This is a genomic window from Eubacterium sp. 3_1_31 (assembly GCF_964249515.1).
Lineage (GTDB): Bacteria > Bacillota_I > Bacilli_A > Erysipelotrichales > Erysipelotrichaceae > Longicatena > Longicatena caecimuris.
The window spans coordinates 24,565-41,170 of sequence record NZ_CAXUBY010000004.1 but is presented as its reverse complement, the minus strand read 5'-3'; the positions used below and the strand labels follow the sequence as shown (position 1 = coordinate 41,170).

The window sequence follows — 16,606 nt, the reverse complement described above, 5'->3', positions numbered from 1 at the left end:
CTCCTGACTACAATGCGTTACTTATTATAGCATGATTTTGAAAAGAAAATCCACAGATGATGAAAAAAAAGGCAGTTTTCATAAACCACCTTTACATTTCCTCTTTTAAATCACGTAGCATAAGCTCTTGTGCGCTATCTTTCGGTTTTTTACCCTCATATAGCACCTTATATATCTCATTAATAATCGGCATCTCAATGCCGCGTTTCTGGGCTACTTCATGAACAACTTTTGCAGTACGCACACCTTCTACTGTCTTTTTATTATTTTTCCAAAAATAATCAGCTGAATTATGGATACCTATTTCATAACCGGCTTGAAAGTTACGAGAGTGTTTACTTGTACAAGTAACTATTAAATCTCCTATTCCCGTAAGTCCCATGAAAGTTTCTTGTTTACCGCCCATGGCCACACCATAGCGGATCATCTCTGTCAGTCCTCTGGTAATCAAAGCGGCTTTTGTATTATCGCCATAACCGACACCACTTAACACACCACTTGCTACTGCGATGGCGTTCTTTAAAGCAACGCCAATTTCACTGCCGATTTCATCGTGGCCACGGTAAACACGCAAATAGTCATTTGAAAATAGTTTTTGGATGCAAATAGCATCTTCTTTATTTTGTGATACTGCACAAATAGTTGTCAACATTCGCAAGACAACTTCTTCGGCATGACTAGGCCCAATTAAGGATACAACGCTTGATAAATGTGTCATAGCATGACGAATCACCTCTGACATACGCTCATTTGTTTCTGGATGAAATCCTTTTGCTGTATTTACGATGATAACAGATTTCTCTAATAAAGTATCAATCTTACGACACATTTCCTCAACCGCAATCGTAGGTACACTGAGAACGATTACATCTGCGTCCTTAACAATCGTCAAATCCGTTGTTGCATGCAAATTGGGATGCAAAACGACACCAGGAAAAAAACGACTGTTTTGATGATGCAGTTCAACATCCTCCACTTCATTTTTATTTTTGCCCCATAAAGTCACATGAACTTTATTATCACATAATACTTGTGCTAATGCAGTTCCCCAGCTACCGCTGCCGATAACTACACATTTCATATGATCACCTGTTTCTTTCTCTTGCTAAGATACGTAATGTTGTTCCTTGAAAGCCAAAGGCTTCACGTAAGCTATTTTCTAGGAAACGTTTATAGCTAAAATGCAGTAATTCTGGATCATTTACGAATAAAACAATCGTTGGCGGTGCTACAGCCACCTGCGACGCATAATAAATTTTCAAGCGTTTCCCTTTATGGGTCGGTGGTGGGGTCATTAATTGTGCATCCATTAAAACTTCATTTAACACATTTGTTTGTATGCGTAAAACGGAAGCATCATGTACATCGTCAATCATCGGCAGAATTGTCTGGATGCGTTGTTTTTTTAATGCAGAGACAAACAGAATTGGTGCATAGGATAAGTATTGAAACTGTGTCCGTATTTCTTTCTCAATACGATTCATCGTTTTTTCATCTTTTTCTACAGCATCCCATTTATTATATACGATGATAACCCCTTTTCCCGCTTCATGTGCAAAGCCAGCAACATGTTTGTCTTGATCACGAATTCCACTTTCTCCATCAATGACAACTAACACCACATCGCTTCGTTCTATAGCGCTCATGGCACGCAATACGGAATATTTTTCAATATTCTCATACACCTTGCCGCGTTTACGAATACCTGCAGTATCGATTACTACATATTCCTTACCTTCACGTTTAAAAGGTGTATCGATTGCATCTCTTGTTGTCCCTTCAATATTGGATACGATAACACGTTCTTGATTTAAAAGAGCATTTACCAACGAACTCTTTCCAACATTTGGTCGTCCAATGACGCAGAAACGCGTCATTCCATCATAATCCTTCTGTATCTTATCTGGGAAGCTGTTTACAATTGCATCCAAGATATCACCAATTCCAATGCCATGTGCACCAGAAACTGCGATTGGATCACTGAGCCCTAAATTGTAAAACTCATAGATGCTGTCACTTTGGGCAAAATCATCTACTTTATTTACTGCAAGGATAACTTTTTTTTGTGAACGCTGTAATAGACGTGCAATATATTCATCATCGTTGGTAATACCTTCTTTTCCATTGACAACAAATAAAATCGTATCTGCTTCATCTATGGCAATTTCTACTTGCATATTAATCTCTTCACGAAACGGTTGATCGGCTAGTTGTATACCGCCAGTATCAATTACCCGAAATTCTTTTGTCAACCATTCTGCTTTACCATATATTCTATCACGTGTAACACCTGGTGTGTCCTCTACTATACTTTTTCTTTCACCAATTATTCGATTAAAAATCGTGGATTTTCCGACGTTCGGTCGTCCCACGATCGCTACGATACCACTAATCATATGCATGTTTGACCATCACAGTCAAACGCCACCTCCATTCACAGTTTTTCTTTCATCAGCTTATGTATTGCTGAAACAACTTCTTCAATCGTCATATCGGAAGTATCAAGTTCAATAGCATCTTTCGCTTTGCAAAGCGGTGATGTTTTGCGATTCATATCTTGATAATCACGTTGTTCAATATCTTTGAATATCACATCGTAATCTGCCTCAATATGCTTCTCTAAATATTCTTTGTAACGACGTTTTGCGCGTGCATTCACACTTGCTACCATATAGATTTTTAATTCGGCATCCGGCAATACGATGGTTCCTATATCACGCCCATCCATGATATATCCCTTATCCTTTGCCATTTCCTGTTGCAATCTTACAAGGTGTTTTCGTACTTTAGGAAATGCTGAAACTTTACTTGCTACCATTGAAATTTCATTTTGACGTATTTCTTTAGATACATCTTGATCATTGATATAAACATTGCCATCCGCATCAAAACTAATCTGCATATATTCCATCATATGCACTAACGCTTCTTCATCATCGATATTAATTTTTTGCTGTAATGCATAATAGCCGACACAGCGATACATCGCTCCTGTATCTAGATGAGCATAGCCTAATTCTTTGGCTAGGATTTTCGCAATTGTACTTTTGCCGGCAGCACTAGGTCCATCAATTGCAATATTTATTTTCATAAATTAAAACCTCCAGCTTTCCAAATGGAATATCCAATAAATCCTATAACAACTAATAAAACAAGGATAAGAAAACATAAGACAAAGTTTAATAACTTATTCGTTTTCTCGACTCCATCACTTAAATCTGTTAATTCTTCTTCATATTCATCCATCTGAACACGTAACTGCTGTGTTTCTTCGATGAGTTTCTTATGATAGGTGTTATCTGGCTGTACATCGTCAATCTCCTGTACATCCTCTTCTTCAACATCTTCATAAACAGGAGTTATAATTTTTTTAACTGGTTCTGTAATTATCTGCTGCGTTTGCGAAACATCAGGTATTGCTTCATCATTCGTTTCCTCAGTTTCAAGGGCTTCTTCCTCCTGAATATCAGAGATTAGTGTTTCCATCGTCTCCGTAGTTTCAGGCGGAGCAACTGTTTCTTGCACATCTTCTGCTATTGAATCTTCGTGTAATAAATTTTTCACTTCTTGTGCAATTTCTTCTTTGCTTAATACAGTTTTCGGACTTTCCTGGACCATTTCTGGCACTTCATCTTTTATTTCTTGTATGTAGCGTGTACGTTTGGCCCGATTGGCGGCATTTAATTGATATAAAATATCAACTTCGGTATCTTCACTTTCACGATTGCCTTTGCGAATATTATAATCACGAACCTCTTTGATGAAATCATCAAGATACTCATTAGTAAAAGTATCATTCAGATTTTCCTTGTTTGTTTCTGCCTGATCGTCAAATGCTTTTGCTCGTTTCGGCGTTTCCTCTTCTTCTTTGATCTCCACTTTTTTGAAAACAGAGGAATCAAAAGACTTCAATAAGTTTTCAGAAGCTGCAAGTGATTCATCCTGAACGGTAGCATCTATATTATTATCCATTTCGATAGATTTTCTTAGATCTTCATATTTTTTGACCCGTGATAATTTTTCCATACGAGTTACCTCCCAATCTAACTTTTATTATATCAAAAATATAGGGTCTTGAATACTTTTATTGGGAAGTTTTTGTGAAGATTCACAAAAAGAAAAGCCGCATCACGCAGCTTTTTCCTTATTTTGCACGTCCTGAGTATTTACCGTCTGCTGTTGAAACAAGGATCATTTCATCTTGTGAAATGAATAATGGAACTTTAATTTCCAATCCTGATTCCAATACGGCATTTTTGCTTGCCGATGTAGCAGTATCACCTTTTACTGCTGGTTCACATTCAACAACCTGCAGAGCTACTTTATCTGGTAAAATAACACCGAGAATTTCTCCTTCAAACATAGAAATATTCACGTTATCATTTGGTTTCATAAAATTTAATTCCCATTTCAAATGTTCCTTAGGAATCTCAATTTGTTCATAAGTTTCATTGTCCATGAAAACCAAAGCATCCTCTGCATCATACAAATACTGCATTTCTTTCTTTTCGATGTGTGCAGGCGTAATCTTATCTCCTCCACCCCAAGACAATTCAACATTTGCACCTGTTCTCAGGTTTCTTACTTTCGCTTTTACAACCATAGCACTACGTGCAGTTTTATTCTGACTCTGTTCCAGCACAACAAAAATTTCACCGTCCTGCTGTATTGTCATACCAGGTTTTAAATCATTAGAACTGATCATAATCTTTTCACCTTTCCTTACTTATCCTATTCTATTTTAATATATTTATCGTATTTGTCAATTTTTTTTATACAAAAACACCGATTACATAAGACTTTTAAAGCGAATATCATCAATATAGACAAGTAAGGATATGAAGCTCATCAGATATAGATAAGCATACGTGTGCAAACTCATCGAGATATTAAGAAAACTTAGAAGAGCAGCCGAAACAATCGTAAAAAGCAAAGTGCATAAAAAATCCTTAGCTTCTAACGCTTTACAATTTGCTGTTTTGTAAACACCTTTTAAAAGAAAGAGGTAAATAAGAAACCAAGGAAGTAAAACAAAAAACCGTGTATTGATAAACATTAAAACATCACCTAATAACAGAAATAAAACAAAACAAATCATACTACATAGCACATTCATCATTATCACCTAGCATCAGTTTACCCTTTTCTAGGTTTCATATGCAAAAGATACAATGCTATGACATTGTTCATCTAAATAAATGTGCATAGTTTCATTGAGACAATCTCCATTTACATATACATCTGTATCTTCCCAACGAAATTGTAATGTACAATTTGCATATGTTTTATGAAAATAGTAAGGCTTGTTTTCCACTTCCTTATCGTCTTCCTTTGCCGAATGCGATGTATCCTGTTTCTCTTCCTTCCTTTCTATCACCTCCTTATCATGTTCATTATTGGCATACTCATTCTTTAACTGTTTTTGTACGGTATGTAGAATAAACACATCTATAAGATCTTCTGATTTTCGAAGTTGGGTATACGTAACCAAACGCATCATAAATAAAGAAATACACAATAAGATGGAAGAAAGCACCCATAAGCCATATAAACTGGCAAATCCATGATCATTTGCAGCCAAGTATGACATCTTTTTCATAATGGCCTCGTTTTAAGAGCAGATGCAGGCAGCTATTATCTTCATAGAAAACAGCATTGTCAACATGTTCTAAATATATTTCGTAACCGGGTGTCTTCACAATTCGCATACGATCATAAAACAACTGAATTTCCTCATCCCCTCGTTGCAAAATCACTTTTTGATTTTGCATAAGATACTCACTAGACATAGCAGTGATTTGACGCAATTGATGGATTGCTATACGATCATCAGTGAATCGCTCATCTCTTAACAATTGTTTAACGATTGATAGACAAGGTGGTAACAATGCAATTGCAAAGGAAATGATCAAAAGGGCTAAGAGCATTTCAATTAAAGTAAAACCATGATTATTTTGCATAGATTTCCCTTACCTTTTCATTATTTAGCTCTTGATCACTGGCATACCAAGAAGTAACTGTCATACAGCAATTGATCAATAGCAAACAACAAAGCGAGCAAAGCAAAAGTAAGATCAAGGCGTCCATCAACAAAAATCCTTTTTCATCGTACGTCAATAGCGCCGCTGCCGAGTTGCAACACGATGGTTTTTTTCTTATTTTGTAGCGAGCAAGTGATTGTTTGGGCTTGTGAAATGGTTCCTTGTTTAGTGTAATGAAACGCTTTTCCCTCACAGTACATATTGTCATATACAAAAAACTCCTCTCCCGCTTGTACACCATCTGTTTGAAATTGGATGTACATGCTTTTTTTAGTAAACATGGCCTTCATCTGTGCTTGTAATAAAAAGGAATGAAACTTCTCCGTTTCACAGGTGAATGCCAATTGCCGCGATGGCTTTAAAAATGGAAAAATAGCCATGATCAGCAGTAAAATACTTATTGTTACTAACATTTCTACTAAGGTAAAGCCTTTCTCATTTTGCATAAGCTTGTCCATTGGAAAGATAGATCGTATCACCATTAGGGCAACGCTTTTGTGTGGTTTTTAAATATCCCTTTTGAATCAATGAATCGACACTTGTCGGCGTTGTCAGATTATCTACTTCGTACAATAAGATCTGTGCATTTACAACTTCAATTAAAGCCTCACATCCTTTTTTGCGAATGATTTTTTCCTTTTGTTGAATATTCGGCAATGTCAATAAAAAGACAAGAGCAATGATGGAAAGAACGATCATCATCTCTAAGATCGTAAAGCCTTTTTCGTTTTTCATAATGTAAATCCTCCTTATATCGTTTCCAGCATTTGCAAAGGCAACATTAAAATTTGAAAGACTAAGATGACAAGCACAGCGACAAATCCATAGGCAATTCCTTGTAAGAGATAACTACATTTCTTAAGCAAATGATTCCAATACTGTTCTTGTTGTATCAGATAAAGCTGCATAGGTTTATCACTTTCTTGTGTCAACATACGCATTTGTAAACAACGATACAGCTGTTTAGATAGTAACCTCTCTGTTTCCAAAACATGTAAGAATGCTTCTCCTTGTTCTAATCGTTTTTGCATACGTTTTGCCATTTCACACATCCATGAAATCGGAACTTCTTGCAAGAACTGAAGTGCATGCATCGTCGCGATTCCACATGTATCTAATTCCTTTATATATCCAGCAAATAGATAGGAACAATAGCAACGGATCACTTCGCTTTTTTTTGCTGCAGTGTATAGAAATCGGCCACGAATCTTAGCATGTGAAGCTAAATATAAAAAAGCAAGCAAAGCCATGATTACACATATGAAAAAGCCCATACTGCATATTTGTAAAATATGTAACAGTATTTGCGTAAGGGAGAATGCTTCCTCCATCGCAAAGCTTTCTAACATTTGGGGTATGATGGCACTTGTGAAAAGTTGTAGCATAGCAAAAGAAAGAAAGAGGATAAGCATAGGATAGGCACTTTGTCGCAGGAATTTTTTCTTAAGCCCTTCCTCAAAGTCTGTCATACGTAAAGCCTCTTCCATAGCAACAGGAAGTGAACTCATACGATAAAAAAAAGTAAAATGACGAATCCAAGGGCGATTATCTTCTTGCAAAATTGTAGAAAATTCTTCCCCTGCTTGCAGTTTATCATTTAGCCATGTAACGTCCCCTGGTAAAAAAGCTATTGCATCCTGTAATGAACACCCACTTTTTAAAAGTTCCATTAACATAGTAAATGATTCTTTATCGAAAGAGAAAGTCTTCTTGTGCTTCTTCTTGAATCGTACCTGCCCGAATTGCGCTCGCAATTTGCATTTCCATATTTTCATGCGTTGAAGGCAGTTCACCTTGCTTGAAATAAGTGATAATTTCATTCTGATCCAATACTTCATAGATACAAACCCTTCCTTTCCCTTTTCGTCGATGAAACAAACGCTGCGATGTAATACCTGTCAATGTCTGCCGCAAATCTTCTTTGCTCAAACCAAATTCATGCAAGCGATAGATCACCTCCAGACAACTTTTTGCATGAACACTTGTAAAAATCAGATGACCGCTCAATGCGCTACGCATCAGCATCCGGGCGCTCATCGGATCTCGTATTTCGCCAATCATTATGACATCCGGATCATGTCTAAGCAGTTCCTTAATCCCTTCTTCATAAGAAAAATGATGTTGTTCATTAATTTGAAGTTGCAGATAAGAGTCATCAACAATTTCAATAGGATCTTCTAAAGAAACAACGCGTTGTTTTCCACCTTTTGCAATATATTGCATCATGGCATGCAGAGTTGTTGTCTTGCCGCTACCAGTTGGCCCACTTAATACGATCAAACCGTTTCTAGCCTGACACCATGAGTGAAAAATCTGTTGTTGTTTTTTATCATAACTCAAAGTTTCCAGACAAATGCCTGTATGATTATTCAATATGCGAAGCACAGCCGTCTGCTTTTGCAACGTGGATAACAATGCAAAGCGAAATTGCAGGCATTCCCCTTGAAATTCATATTGAAAATTTCCACTTTGCGCCGTCTGCCCTAACCCAAGATCTAAATGCGCTATATATTTCAAGTAGTTAAACAAGCTCTTATCAGCCGCAGCACTATATATTGGCAAGACACCATCTTCACAGCGCATAGTAACTGATAATCCTTGTGTTGTACTAACAAAATGAATGTCTGTCGCTTGTTTTTGCAGCGCTATATGCAATATAGCATCCAGTTTCTCTTTCAACCCTATCGCCTCCTCACCTTTATATACGTTTTAAAATTAGAAAAAACGTAATTTCCATGAATTTTCTTCTTTTTTTATTAACCAACTGATAAAACAAAAAAAACAGTCAAATTGACTGTTCACATAGCTTAGCAATCCGATTGATATCTTTGAAAATTTCATAAAAATACTTATTAAATAAAATCACATTTTACTAGCTACATAGCGTGCATCACTTGCATACATGATCGCTGTTTCCTTGGTAATCTTATCTTGCTTGTAAGCTTCAATAATAGCATCATCCATGGCAATCATACCACTGGCGCGATTTGCCGTTATCGTATTTTGCATCTGATGTGTCTTTCCTTCTCGAATCAGATTGCGAATGGCTTGATTGCATAGCATGATTTCAAACACGGGTAACATCTTACCATCTTTCCCTGGCAACAATTGCTGAGAAACCACACCATTCAACACCATGGATAGCTGTACGCGAATCTGCTGTTGTTGTGTTGCTGGAAAAACATCAATCATGCGATCAATTGTATTAGCAGCGCCAATCGTATGTAATGACGAAAACACCAAATGACCGGTTTCAGCCGCTGTTACAGATATTTCAATCGTTTCTAAATCCCGCATTTCTCCAACTAAGATGACTTCAGGTGCTTCTCTAAGAGCCGCTCTTAAAGCTGATACATAATCCTTGGTATCATGATAAACTTCTCTTTGTGAAACAATGCTTTGCTTGTGGGTATGCAAATATTCTATCGGATCTTCAATTGTTATGATATGAGAATTACGTGAATTATTAATTTGATCAATGATACAAGCCAGTGTCGTCGATTTTCCACTGCCCGCAGGTCCACTTACCAGTACCATCCCTTTCATTTGTTTTGCCAAGTCAATTACGATAGAAGGAATATGCATGATTTTAGGATCTGGTAATAAAAAACTAACGATACGTAAGACAGCTGCAAAGGAATTGCGTTGACGATAAGCATTGACACGAAAACGTCCAACTTGAGGTATGGAAAAAGAAAAGTCATCATCACCATTATGTATAAAATCTTCAATATCATCCTTTTTGGCAATCGTATAAATATCACGAATCATTTGTTCGGTATCTTGAGGCATAAGCCTTTTATCATCATATGGCTCAATCTTGCCATCTATTTTAATAGCGCAAGGAGAACCAGCGACAATAAACACATCCGAAGCTTTGCGTTTAACTACATCTTCTAACAATGCTTTAATTTCCATTTTCATCACCCTTATCTATCATCTGGCAGGTTTGTATAACAATCTCATCATTTTGTTTATGAAAAAGCAACTGCAACGCTGTTCCATTATTCATATCTTCCTCTATTATATAGAGATTTTCCTTTTTTGTATAATCTATTTTCATCTTTTTTAACTGTTCATCCAAATGGTTAGGTTCTAGTTGTCTATAGATATCCATAAGATTAGCCTTAGTTTCATAGTAATCTGTTGTAAATTCCATCTGGCGAATGGTTGAAACATAATAACTATTTGCTCTCACATATGTTAAAATAGCCAACATCAGCATAACTAAAATAACAAATAAAGCAAATAATGTTGGTATACCTAGTCCAAGAGGCAGTATATGATTCTTATTCGTACGCATGATAAATTTCTCCTAAAACAAAAGGTATCTCACATAAGATGACATCTTCATGCCATAACTGTATCTTGCCAGATGATAAAGCTTTATCGTTAAATATGATTTTCATATTGCCTTTTTGATAGTTCAATTCATCTTTTTTAATACTATCAAATCGCTGTTCAAAAGGCACATCAGATGCTATTTGCAATTCTTCAATAATACTTTGTGCTTGTAATAAATCATGTTGTAAGGTAATGGCCGTTGCTTCTTTTTCTTTTGCCTTTAGTAAGAAACCTGCACAGATAGTAGCTGCTAAAGCAAAGAAAAACAAAATGATGACAAATTCCATTAAAAAGGAAAAGGATCGTTGCGTGTGTTTCATTCTATCCCGCCTTTCCATACAGATATATACTTAACTGTTCTTTTTTACCATCTTTCTCAACTGTAAAAAGGAGACAATCTTGCTTCTCAATTATTGTAAAAGCATCTACTTGAAACAGCTTAGTTCCTTCTTCAAAGGTAGGTTGATAACTGGAAACAGCCGTAATTTCTTTGATATAGCCATCCTGATAATACAAATAGGTTACTGTCTCTTTTTCTTTAATCTGTAAACAGGTAATAGGTTTTGTCACATAAGCAATTTGTCCCCGTGCACTGGCATGTTTCAATTTTGTATGCACATAAGCAAGCGGAAGACTAACATCTTCTTGCGATTGGATTGTTTCATTCAGACGGCGATAAGCAAATATTTCCGTAGATAATAAAGAAAAGGAGCCTGCCGCAAATAGTAGCAGTAACAATAACGAAACTAACAAATACAGATTATGATGCGTTTTCATAAATTCGCCCCTTTTTATAAACATCGATATGCGGAGCAATATTTGCTCCTTCATAATGATAATTAACACGATATTCTTCTTCATCTATCAATAAACCATAATGTTCTTTTAAATAAGCAATTGATGTAGGGTATCTTCCTTCTATGCTATAACATTTTAAAGTTAATTTCTGAATGGTTTCCGTAATTTGTTGTTGTTCATTTCTTTTGTTGAAAGAAGCAGCTGATTGAAAACCAAACACAAATAACAATAAGATACCAAGAAATAGCAGTCCATGTAGTGTTTTTTGCATGTTACACCTCTATAGTGAAGAGAGAATACTCACCAGTGGTAACATGATAGATAATAAGACAACACCTATGATTACGGCTAATAACAATACGATGATTGGTTCAATCACATTAAGATAATGTTCAGTTTTATGTGATACTTCCTGTTGATATTCATCACTTAGCTGTTGCATGACCGCTTCCCCTTTTCCACTGGTAAAACCTATTTCAATTAAATTCAACGCAAGACCTTCATATAACTGTTCTTTGCGAATCACATCGCAAAAAGATTCACCTTCATTCATACCTTGAACACAAGCCTGCAACTTATTAATGATTTCGCAATTGGGAAGTAAAGAACATGCATATTGCATTGCTTCACGCAGATCAATGCCACTGCGCAAAAGCATAGCAAGTGCATACGTCAATTGCGCTAAAAGAGAAATATGACGAAGTTTTTTGAAAAAGGGGCTATGGAATAGAAATAAGGTTGCAGCATCTTCTTTTTGGCGTTTTGCATACAATAAGAAAACAATAAGACCCGCTGTTAGCAACAACAAAAGCCCAAAGACAGCCATTGAAAAAATTCTTCCGAATTGCATAAACATAACTGCTTGTGTAGATAAATCACTTCCCAAAGAACGTAATACATCTTGAAATAGAGGTAATACTTTCCATGCAACCACACCTACTACACAAAGCATCATCAGCAGTAAGATCATAGGATAGCTCAAAGCCTGTCGCAATTGATTGCTCATTTCATCCATACGCTGATAATAATCAGCTAATGATAACATCACTTCATCTAAATTACCACTGATTTCCCCTATGGAAATCATATGGATCGTGAAATCATCAAATACCTCACAAGCAGCAAAAGCATCTGCCAATGTTGGCTGCTTTTCTCTTTCTTCATTTAACCGGCATACCAGTGTTTTCAATTCCTGCTCATCTAGCTGTTCAGCAATCAGATGAAGTCCCTGCTCCAAACCATAGCCTGCTTGAAGTATCAAACCAAACTGAAGAAACAACATATGACGGCTTTGCATATTTATATTCATATCCTTAACACCTCCTACTCGATTTAATAATAATAAACCGCATCATAAGATCCATCGTATTGAAACTTTTGCGCTGCAAAAGTTGGATCAATTCTAGTCCAAGTTTCCTCATCTACATAAATATCCGGATTGACCCATCCTTGTCCTTCTACATAAACTTCCACCCAAGCATGATATTCGATATCCGTATTTCCGCAAATCAAGCGTGCTGGAATATGGTTGATTCTCAACATTGCTGTCATCAAAGCAGCATAATCAAAACAAATCCCCCGCTTACGCTTCAGCACGTCTTTCAGATTTGGAATCATATATTTATTAGAAGCCTGCTTTGCTTTTGCATCATCATAAGTTATCGTTTGTGCAACTTTGTTGTAAATATCATGAATCCGTTTTAAATCATTATCCGCATCTTTTACGGTATCTAAAGCAAAGGAAATGATGTCATCACCTTTTTCATACCATGCAATTTGATTTGGATAACGAAAAGGTGATGTAGTTTCTTTTATATCGGCATGAAATTCAATCACATCTACGATGGCATACTGGTTTTGTTCCATATGTTGCAACACCTTAACGAGATAATTACCACTTCCCATTTGTAAAGGTAATGCCGTTGCTTCATCTTTGTGCAAATCGTAATTATATTTGGTTTCACCTTTCGCAATTTGAATTTTCACTTTTTTGTTATCTTTAAATTGCGCGTGAACATAAATATATCCATCATTGCATTGGGTATAGTCAATGATAGCTATTTTTGTTTTTAAAACATCCTTGCCCAGCTCTTTAGGATATAGGATTTGGTTTTCTGTAACAGCTGGAGATTTGGGATAGGATTCCATTGTCTCTTTGACCTTATCCTGTTGATTGGAGGAACAGCTTGTACAGAGTAATAAAAAAGCAATCAGCAAACAAATTTTTTTGTGCATAGCATATCCTCCTCACTTGTTATTCATTATACACCAAATCAAACCTTTACAAAACTAAAAGAATTGAAAAAGCCTGCTAGCATGCTGTTCATTCTCAATGGTAAAATTGTGTTTTAAACTAAGGAAGAAAAAAAACAGCAATAGCTGTTTAAAATTGCAGATAAGGATTCCATTGAAATTCATCCTTTAATGTCGTCCTAGGTCCATGACCAGGATATACCTTCAAATCGGGGTCCATGGTTTTAATGTATTTTAAAGACTGCATCATTTTAGTATTTGAACTTGTGGCTAAATCAGTCCGCCCGATACTACCTTGAAACAACACATCTCCACAAAATAAATGATCATCCCATAATAGCATACTACAGCCTTCGCTGTGACCTGGTGCATCAATGTATCGGAAAGTAAATTTACCAATCGTATGCTCACCAGGGGTTAGTACTTGTGCCTTTGTATGAACGATGATTGGATCTCCTATTGAAAAATTCAATTGCGGATCGGTAAGCAGCGGTATATCCAAATCATTCATATATAATGGACAATGGTATTTATTCACCAGCGTATCAACACCAGCAATATGGTCAAAATGGGCATGTGTCAAAACGATGCCATCCACAATACCGTTTCGTTTGTCGATTGCCTCTTGCAATCTTAATGATTTACTACCTGGATCGATTACCAAAACATGATCATCATTCCATAATAAATAGGTATTTACCTGAACCATACCTAATACAAATGTTTCAATTGATTTCATATGTCTTCACGAATAAAAAAGACCGTAGTCGGCCCTTCTTATTTTTTCTCCTTATGTAATGTTTTCTTGTTACAACGTGGGCAGAACTTCTGAATCTGCATACGTTCTGGATTTTTACGTTTATTACGTGTTCCAATGTAGTTTTCTTCGCCACATTCTGAACATTTGAAAGTGATTCTATCTCTCATGTTGTCCCTCCTCGTACTTTGCTTGAAAATTATATCATACAATATGCAAGAATGCTAATACTTTTTACGAAATTAGTCGTACTTTTTGAAATATTCTTTTAAAACCTTCGGTAAAATCTGTGTTGAACAGATACTTGCCTCCTGATTGCTAGAATCGGCAGCAGAGGTTGGTGCACTACACACAAAGGCAACTTCCGGATCATCATATGGAGCATAACCGATTTCACTTACATTTGTATAACGATATTCTTTATTGTTTTTATATTCTCTTACCTGTGCGGTACCTGTTTTAGCTGCTATACCTTTATCCATGGCATTTAACTCCACACCACAATGATTTCCAGTGATACAAGCGCGGAAACCTTGCTGTACGGTCTTTAGGTAATCCAAATTACCTGAAAGTTGCGAAAGTACCTTGGTTTTATTTTCATAAATCGTATAATTGCTGTTAACCTCACTTGCCGTATTCACCAACTTCGGCTGCACCTTTTTACCACCATTGGCAATCGTAGATACATATTGTCCCAACTGTATTGGCGAATAGGTATCATACTGTCCAATAGAATAGTCTAGTAAGTTACCAGCCGTCTGTGTATAGCCAATGATGCCTAACGCTTCATTAGGTACATCTAATCCTGTCTTTGTTCCTAAACCGAACATCGAATAATATTGACGCATCTTGGTTAATGTCTTGGCTGTTGCCTCATTGGAAATATTTAAGGGTTGCCCTGATACATAGGTGCCACCTGCTAACTTTATAATAGATTTCCACATATAGACATTACTTGAAACTTCCAATGCACGCACCGCATCTACAACACCCAAATTCATAAATGAACTTTTTTCTTCTCCGGCGATATTCATCGTCGTATCATATTCTGTACTAGTTACCGTTTGCACGCCTTCATTCAATATCATATATACCGTGGCACCTTTTGCGACAGAACCTACCTGATAGTTATTCAAATAGGTTCCACTGGCGAATTTCGTCATCGATCCATCTTTGTTTTTAACAGCTCCACTTAATGCATATATCTCTCCTGTATTTGGATTCATTAATAAAACAAAGGCCTGGTTAAATGCCTCACGGCCACTTGTACCAGCATATTGCTTAACAATACTGGTCATGATATCATCGACTTTTTTCTGTAATTCAATATCGACCGTCAAATGTAGATTATATCCTTTCTTTCCAGCACTAATCTCATTTAAAACCGCTGTACCATCCTTTTCAAAGGTTACTTCACTCACCTTAGGGGTACCACTCAATAACTGCTCATATTGCTTTTCTAAGCCACTGCTTCCTACACGGTCCGTTAAAGAATAGCCTAATGCTTCATAATATTCACGCTCTTCACTTGGAACACCTTGTTTGGTGGTAGTGACACTACCTAAGACATCACGTAATGTATCTTTATAAGGATATTCACGTTTCCAAGAACCAAAGTCCACATCAAAACCTCGATACTCATCCTTATGCTCCATCAAATAGGCAACATCTTCATTCGAAGCATCTTCAACAATGACCTTAATTGAATTACTAGGTGATTGATTCATTAACAGATATACACTAAATGCGTTTTTATCCTCTTCACTAGCTATTTCATCTACCATTTTTTCTGTAATACGTGAACGCACAAGTTTATCCTTATCACTAGCTTTTGTCAATGTAGCTAATTCTTCATCACTTAATAGATGATTCCCTGTACGATCTGCATTACCGTTTTCATCACGATATAAGAATAAATAGAGATCTTGCATGTCGCTTTTTGTAAATGTTTCATGCTTAATATGAAATTGTTTGGCAAATTTCTGAGCCAGTTCCCATTTTTCATTACTAGTTACATCCTTTGGCGGAAAATATGTAATGTTATGTGCAGATGCCGTTTTTACGACCAATTTGCCATTGCGGTCATATATTTCACCACGAGGTGTCTGAAACCGCTGTTGTTGAGAAGAATAATTCACCAACTTTGTTGTATAATCTTCATGATCACGCACTTGTATAAAGACCAAACGTATCGTTATTGTTGAAAATAATAAAATCACAATCATTGAAAAAATTAAAATACGTCGGTTTACAATTTTATAATAATCGTTTTGCGTCTGCAGAACATCAGAACTACGGCGTAATTTCTTATGATCCAGATCGCGAAATGGATTACGTATCATGTATTCACCTCCTGTATACCGCTTATTATAATACAAATCTCATGGAAAATGCCACCATATTGTAAAAGAAA

At 36.3% G+C, this 16,606-nt stretch carries 21 protein-coding genes; all 21 read right to left on the bottom strand.

What is annotated here, in order from left to right:
- Positions 1-91 precede the first annotated feature (91 nt).
- On the bottom strand, positions 92-1,081 hold the full coding sequence (locus ACESSZ_RS02665; protein ID WP_008688468.1) for an NAD(P)H-dependent glycerol-3-phosphate dehydrogenase: 990 nt from the start codon (positions 1,079-1,081) through the stop codon (positions 92-94).
- A gap of 4 nt (positions 1,082-1,085) precedes the next feature.
- Positions 1,086-2,396 carry a ribosome biogenesis GTPase Der gene (gene der / locus ACESSZ_RS02660; protein WP_026006721.1) on the bottom strand — a complete coding sequence of 437 codons (1,311 nt, stop codon included), beginning with the start codon at positions 2,394-2,396 and terminating at the stop codon, positions 1,086-1,088.
- A gap of 38 nt (positions 2,397-2,434) precedes the next feature.
- Positions 2,435-3,091: a (d)CMP kinase gene (cmk, locus tag ACESSZ_RS02655; protein WP_008688466.1), complete on the bottom strand. Its 657-nt coding sequence runs from the start codon at positions 3,089-3,091 to the stop codon at positions 2,435-2,437.
- Positions 3,088-4,026 carry a hypothetical protein gene (locus tag ACESSZ_RS02650; protein ID WP_331866861.1) on the bottom strand — a complete coding sequence of 313 codons (939 nt, stop codon included), beginning with the start codon at positions 4,024-4,026 and terminating at the stop codon, positions 3,088-3,090. The genes cmk and ACESSZ_RS02650 overlap by 4 nt, the downstream gene beginning before the upstream one ends.
- 118 nt (positions 4,027-4,144) lie before the next feature.
- Positions 4,145-4,705 carry an elongation factor P gene (gene efp / locus ACESSZ_RS02645; RefSeq protein WP_008688463.1) on the bottom strand — a complete coding sequence of 187 codons (561 nt, stop codon included), beginning with the start codon at positions 4,703-4,705 and terminating at the stop codon, positions 4,145-4,147.
- Between the two features lie 441 nt (positions 4,706-5,146).
- Positions 5,147-5,599 carry a transcriptional regulator gene (locus ACESSZ_RS02640; RefSeq protein ID WP_119983365.1) on the bottom strand — a complete coding sequence of 151 codons (453 nt, stop codon included), beginning with the start codon at positions 5,597-5,599 and terminating at the stop codon, positions 5,147-5,149.
- Positions 5,568-5,960: a prepilin-type N-terminal cleavage/methylation domain-containing protein gene (locus ACESSZ_RS02635; RefSeq protein ID WP_331866860.1), complete on the bottom strand. Its 393-nt coding sequence runs from the start codon at positions 5,958-5,960 to the stop codon at positions 5,568-5,570. Before ACESSZ_RS02635 ends, ACESSZ_RS02640 begins: the two co-directional genes overlap by 32 nt.
- A 143-nt stretch (positions 5,961-6,103) precedes the next feature.
- A complete protein-coding gene (locus tag ACESSZ_RS02630) occupies positions 6,104-6,487 on the bottom strand; it encodes a prepilin-type N-terminal cleavage/methylation domain-containing protein (RefSeq protein ID WP_331866859.1) in 384 nt (127 codons plus the stop codon).
- Complete coding sequence (gene comGC / locus ACESSZ_RS02625) at positions 6,477-6,776, bottom strand: competence type IV pilus major pilin ComGC (protein WP_331866858.1); 300 nt, start codon at positions 6,774-6,776, stop codon at positions 6,477-6,479. The genes ACESSZ_RS02630 and comGC overlap by 11 nt, the downstream gene beginning before the upstream one ends.
- Positions 6,777-6,790: 14 nt before the next feature.
- On the bottom strand, positions 6,791-7,717 hold the full coding sequence (locus ACESSZ_RS02620) for a type II secretion system F family protein (RefSeq protein ID WP_008688451.1): 927 nt from the start codon (positions 7,715-7,717) through the stop codon (positions 6,791-6,793).
- Between the two features lie 13 nt (positions 7,718-7,730).
- Positions 7,731-8,720, bottom strand: a complete 990-nt coding sequence (locus ACESSZ_RS02615; protein WP_119983367.1) for an ATPase, T2SS/T4P/T4SS family — start codon at positions 8,718-8,720, stop codon at positions 7,731-7,733.
- A gap of 183 nt (positions 8,721-8,903) precedes the next feature.
- Entirely contained in the window at positions 8,904-9,959 is a 1,056-nt protein-coding gene (locus ACESSZ_RS02610; protein ID WP_270757527.1) for a type IV pilus twitching motility protein PilT, read from the bottom strand.
- Positions 9,949-10,344 carry a hypothetical protein gene (locus ACESSZ_RS02605; RefSeq protein ID WP_119983369.1) on the bottom strand — a complete coding sequence of 132 codons (396 nt, stop codon included), beginning with the start codon at positions 10,342-10,344 and terminating at the stop codon, positions 9,949-9,951. The genes ACESSZ_RS02610 and ACESSZ_RS02605 overlap by 11 nt, the downstream gene beginning before the upstream one ends.
- Entirely contained in the window at positions 10,331-10,705 is a 375-nt protein-coding gene (locus tag ACESSZ_RS02600) for a hypothetical protein (RefSeq protein ID WP_008978389.1), read from the bottom strand. The genes ACESSZ_RS02605 and ACESSZ_RS02600 overlap by 14 nt, the downstream gene beginning before the upstream one ends.
- Before the next feature lies 1 nt (position 10,706).
- Positions 10,707-11,162 (bottom strand): DUF4860 domain-containing protein, encoded by a 456-nt coding sequence (locus ACESSZ_RS02595; protein WP_119983370.1) that lies wholly within the window; start codon positions 11,160-11,162, stop codon positions 10,707-10,709.
- Complete coding sequence (locus ACESSZ_RS02590) at positions 11,146-11,454, bottom strand: hypothetical protein (RefSeq protein ID WP_008688441.1); 309 nt, start codon at positions 11,452-11,454, stop codon at positions 11,146-11,148. The genes ACESSZ_RS02595 and ACESSZ_RS02590 overlap by 17 nt, the downstream gene beginning before the upstream one ends.
- Positions 11,455-11,463: 9 nt before the next feature.
- Positions 11,464-12,492, bottom strand: coding sequence for a type II secretion system F family protein (locus ACESSZ_RS02585; protein ID WP_331866857.1), 1,029 nt, complete (start codon positions 12,490-12,492; stop codon positions 11,464-11,466).
- A gap of 23 nt (positions 12,493-12,515) precedes the next feature.
- Positions 12,516-13,418 (bottom strand): transglutaminase-like domain-containing protein, encoded by a 903-nt coding sequence (locus ACESSZ_RS02580; protein ID WP_020990792.1) that lies wholly within the window; start codon positions 13,416-13,418, stop codon positions 12,516-12,518.
- 148 nt (positions 13,419-13,566) lie between these two features.
- Entirely contained in the window at positions 13,567-14,175 is a 609-nt protein-coding gene (locus ACESSZ_RS02575; RefSeq protein ID WP_008688436.1) for an MBL fold metallo-hydrolase, read from the bottom strand.
- Positions 14,176-14,213: 38 nt separating this feature from the next.
- Positions 14,214-14,363, bottom strand: a complete 150-nt coding sequence (gene rpmG, locus ACESSZ_RS02570) for a 50S ribosomal protein L33 (RefSeq protein ID WP_008688434.1) — start codon at positions 14,361-14,363, stop codon at positions 14,214-14,216.
- A 72-nt stretch (positions 14,364-14,435) separates the two neighbouring features.
- Positions 14,436-16,535, bottom strand: coding sequence for a peptidoglycan D,D-transpeptidase FtsI family protein (locus ACESSZ_RS02565; protein ID WP_008978393.1), 2,100 nt, complete (start codon positions 16,533-16,535; stop codon positions 14,436-14,438).
- Positions 16,536-16,606 lie beyond the last annotated feature (71 nt).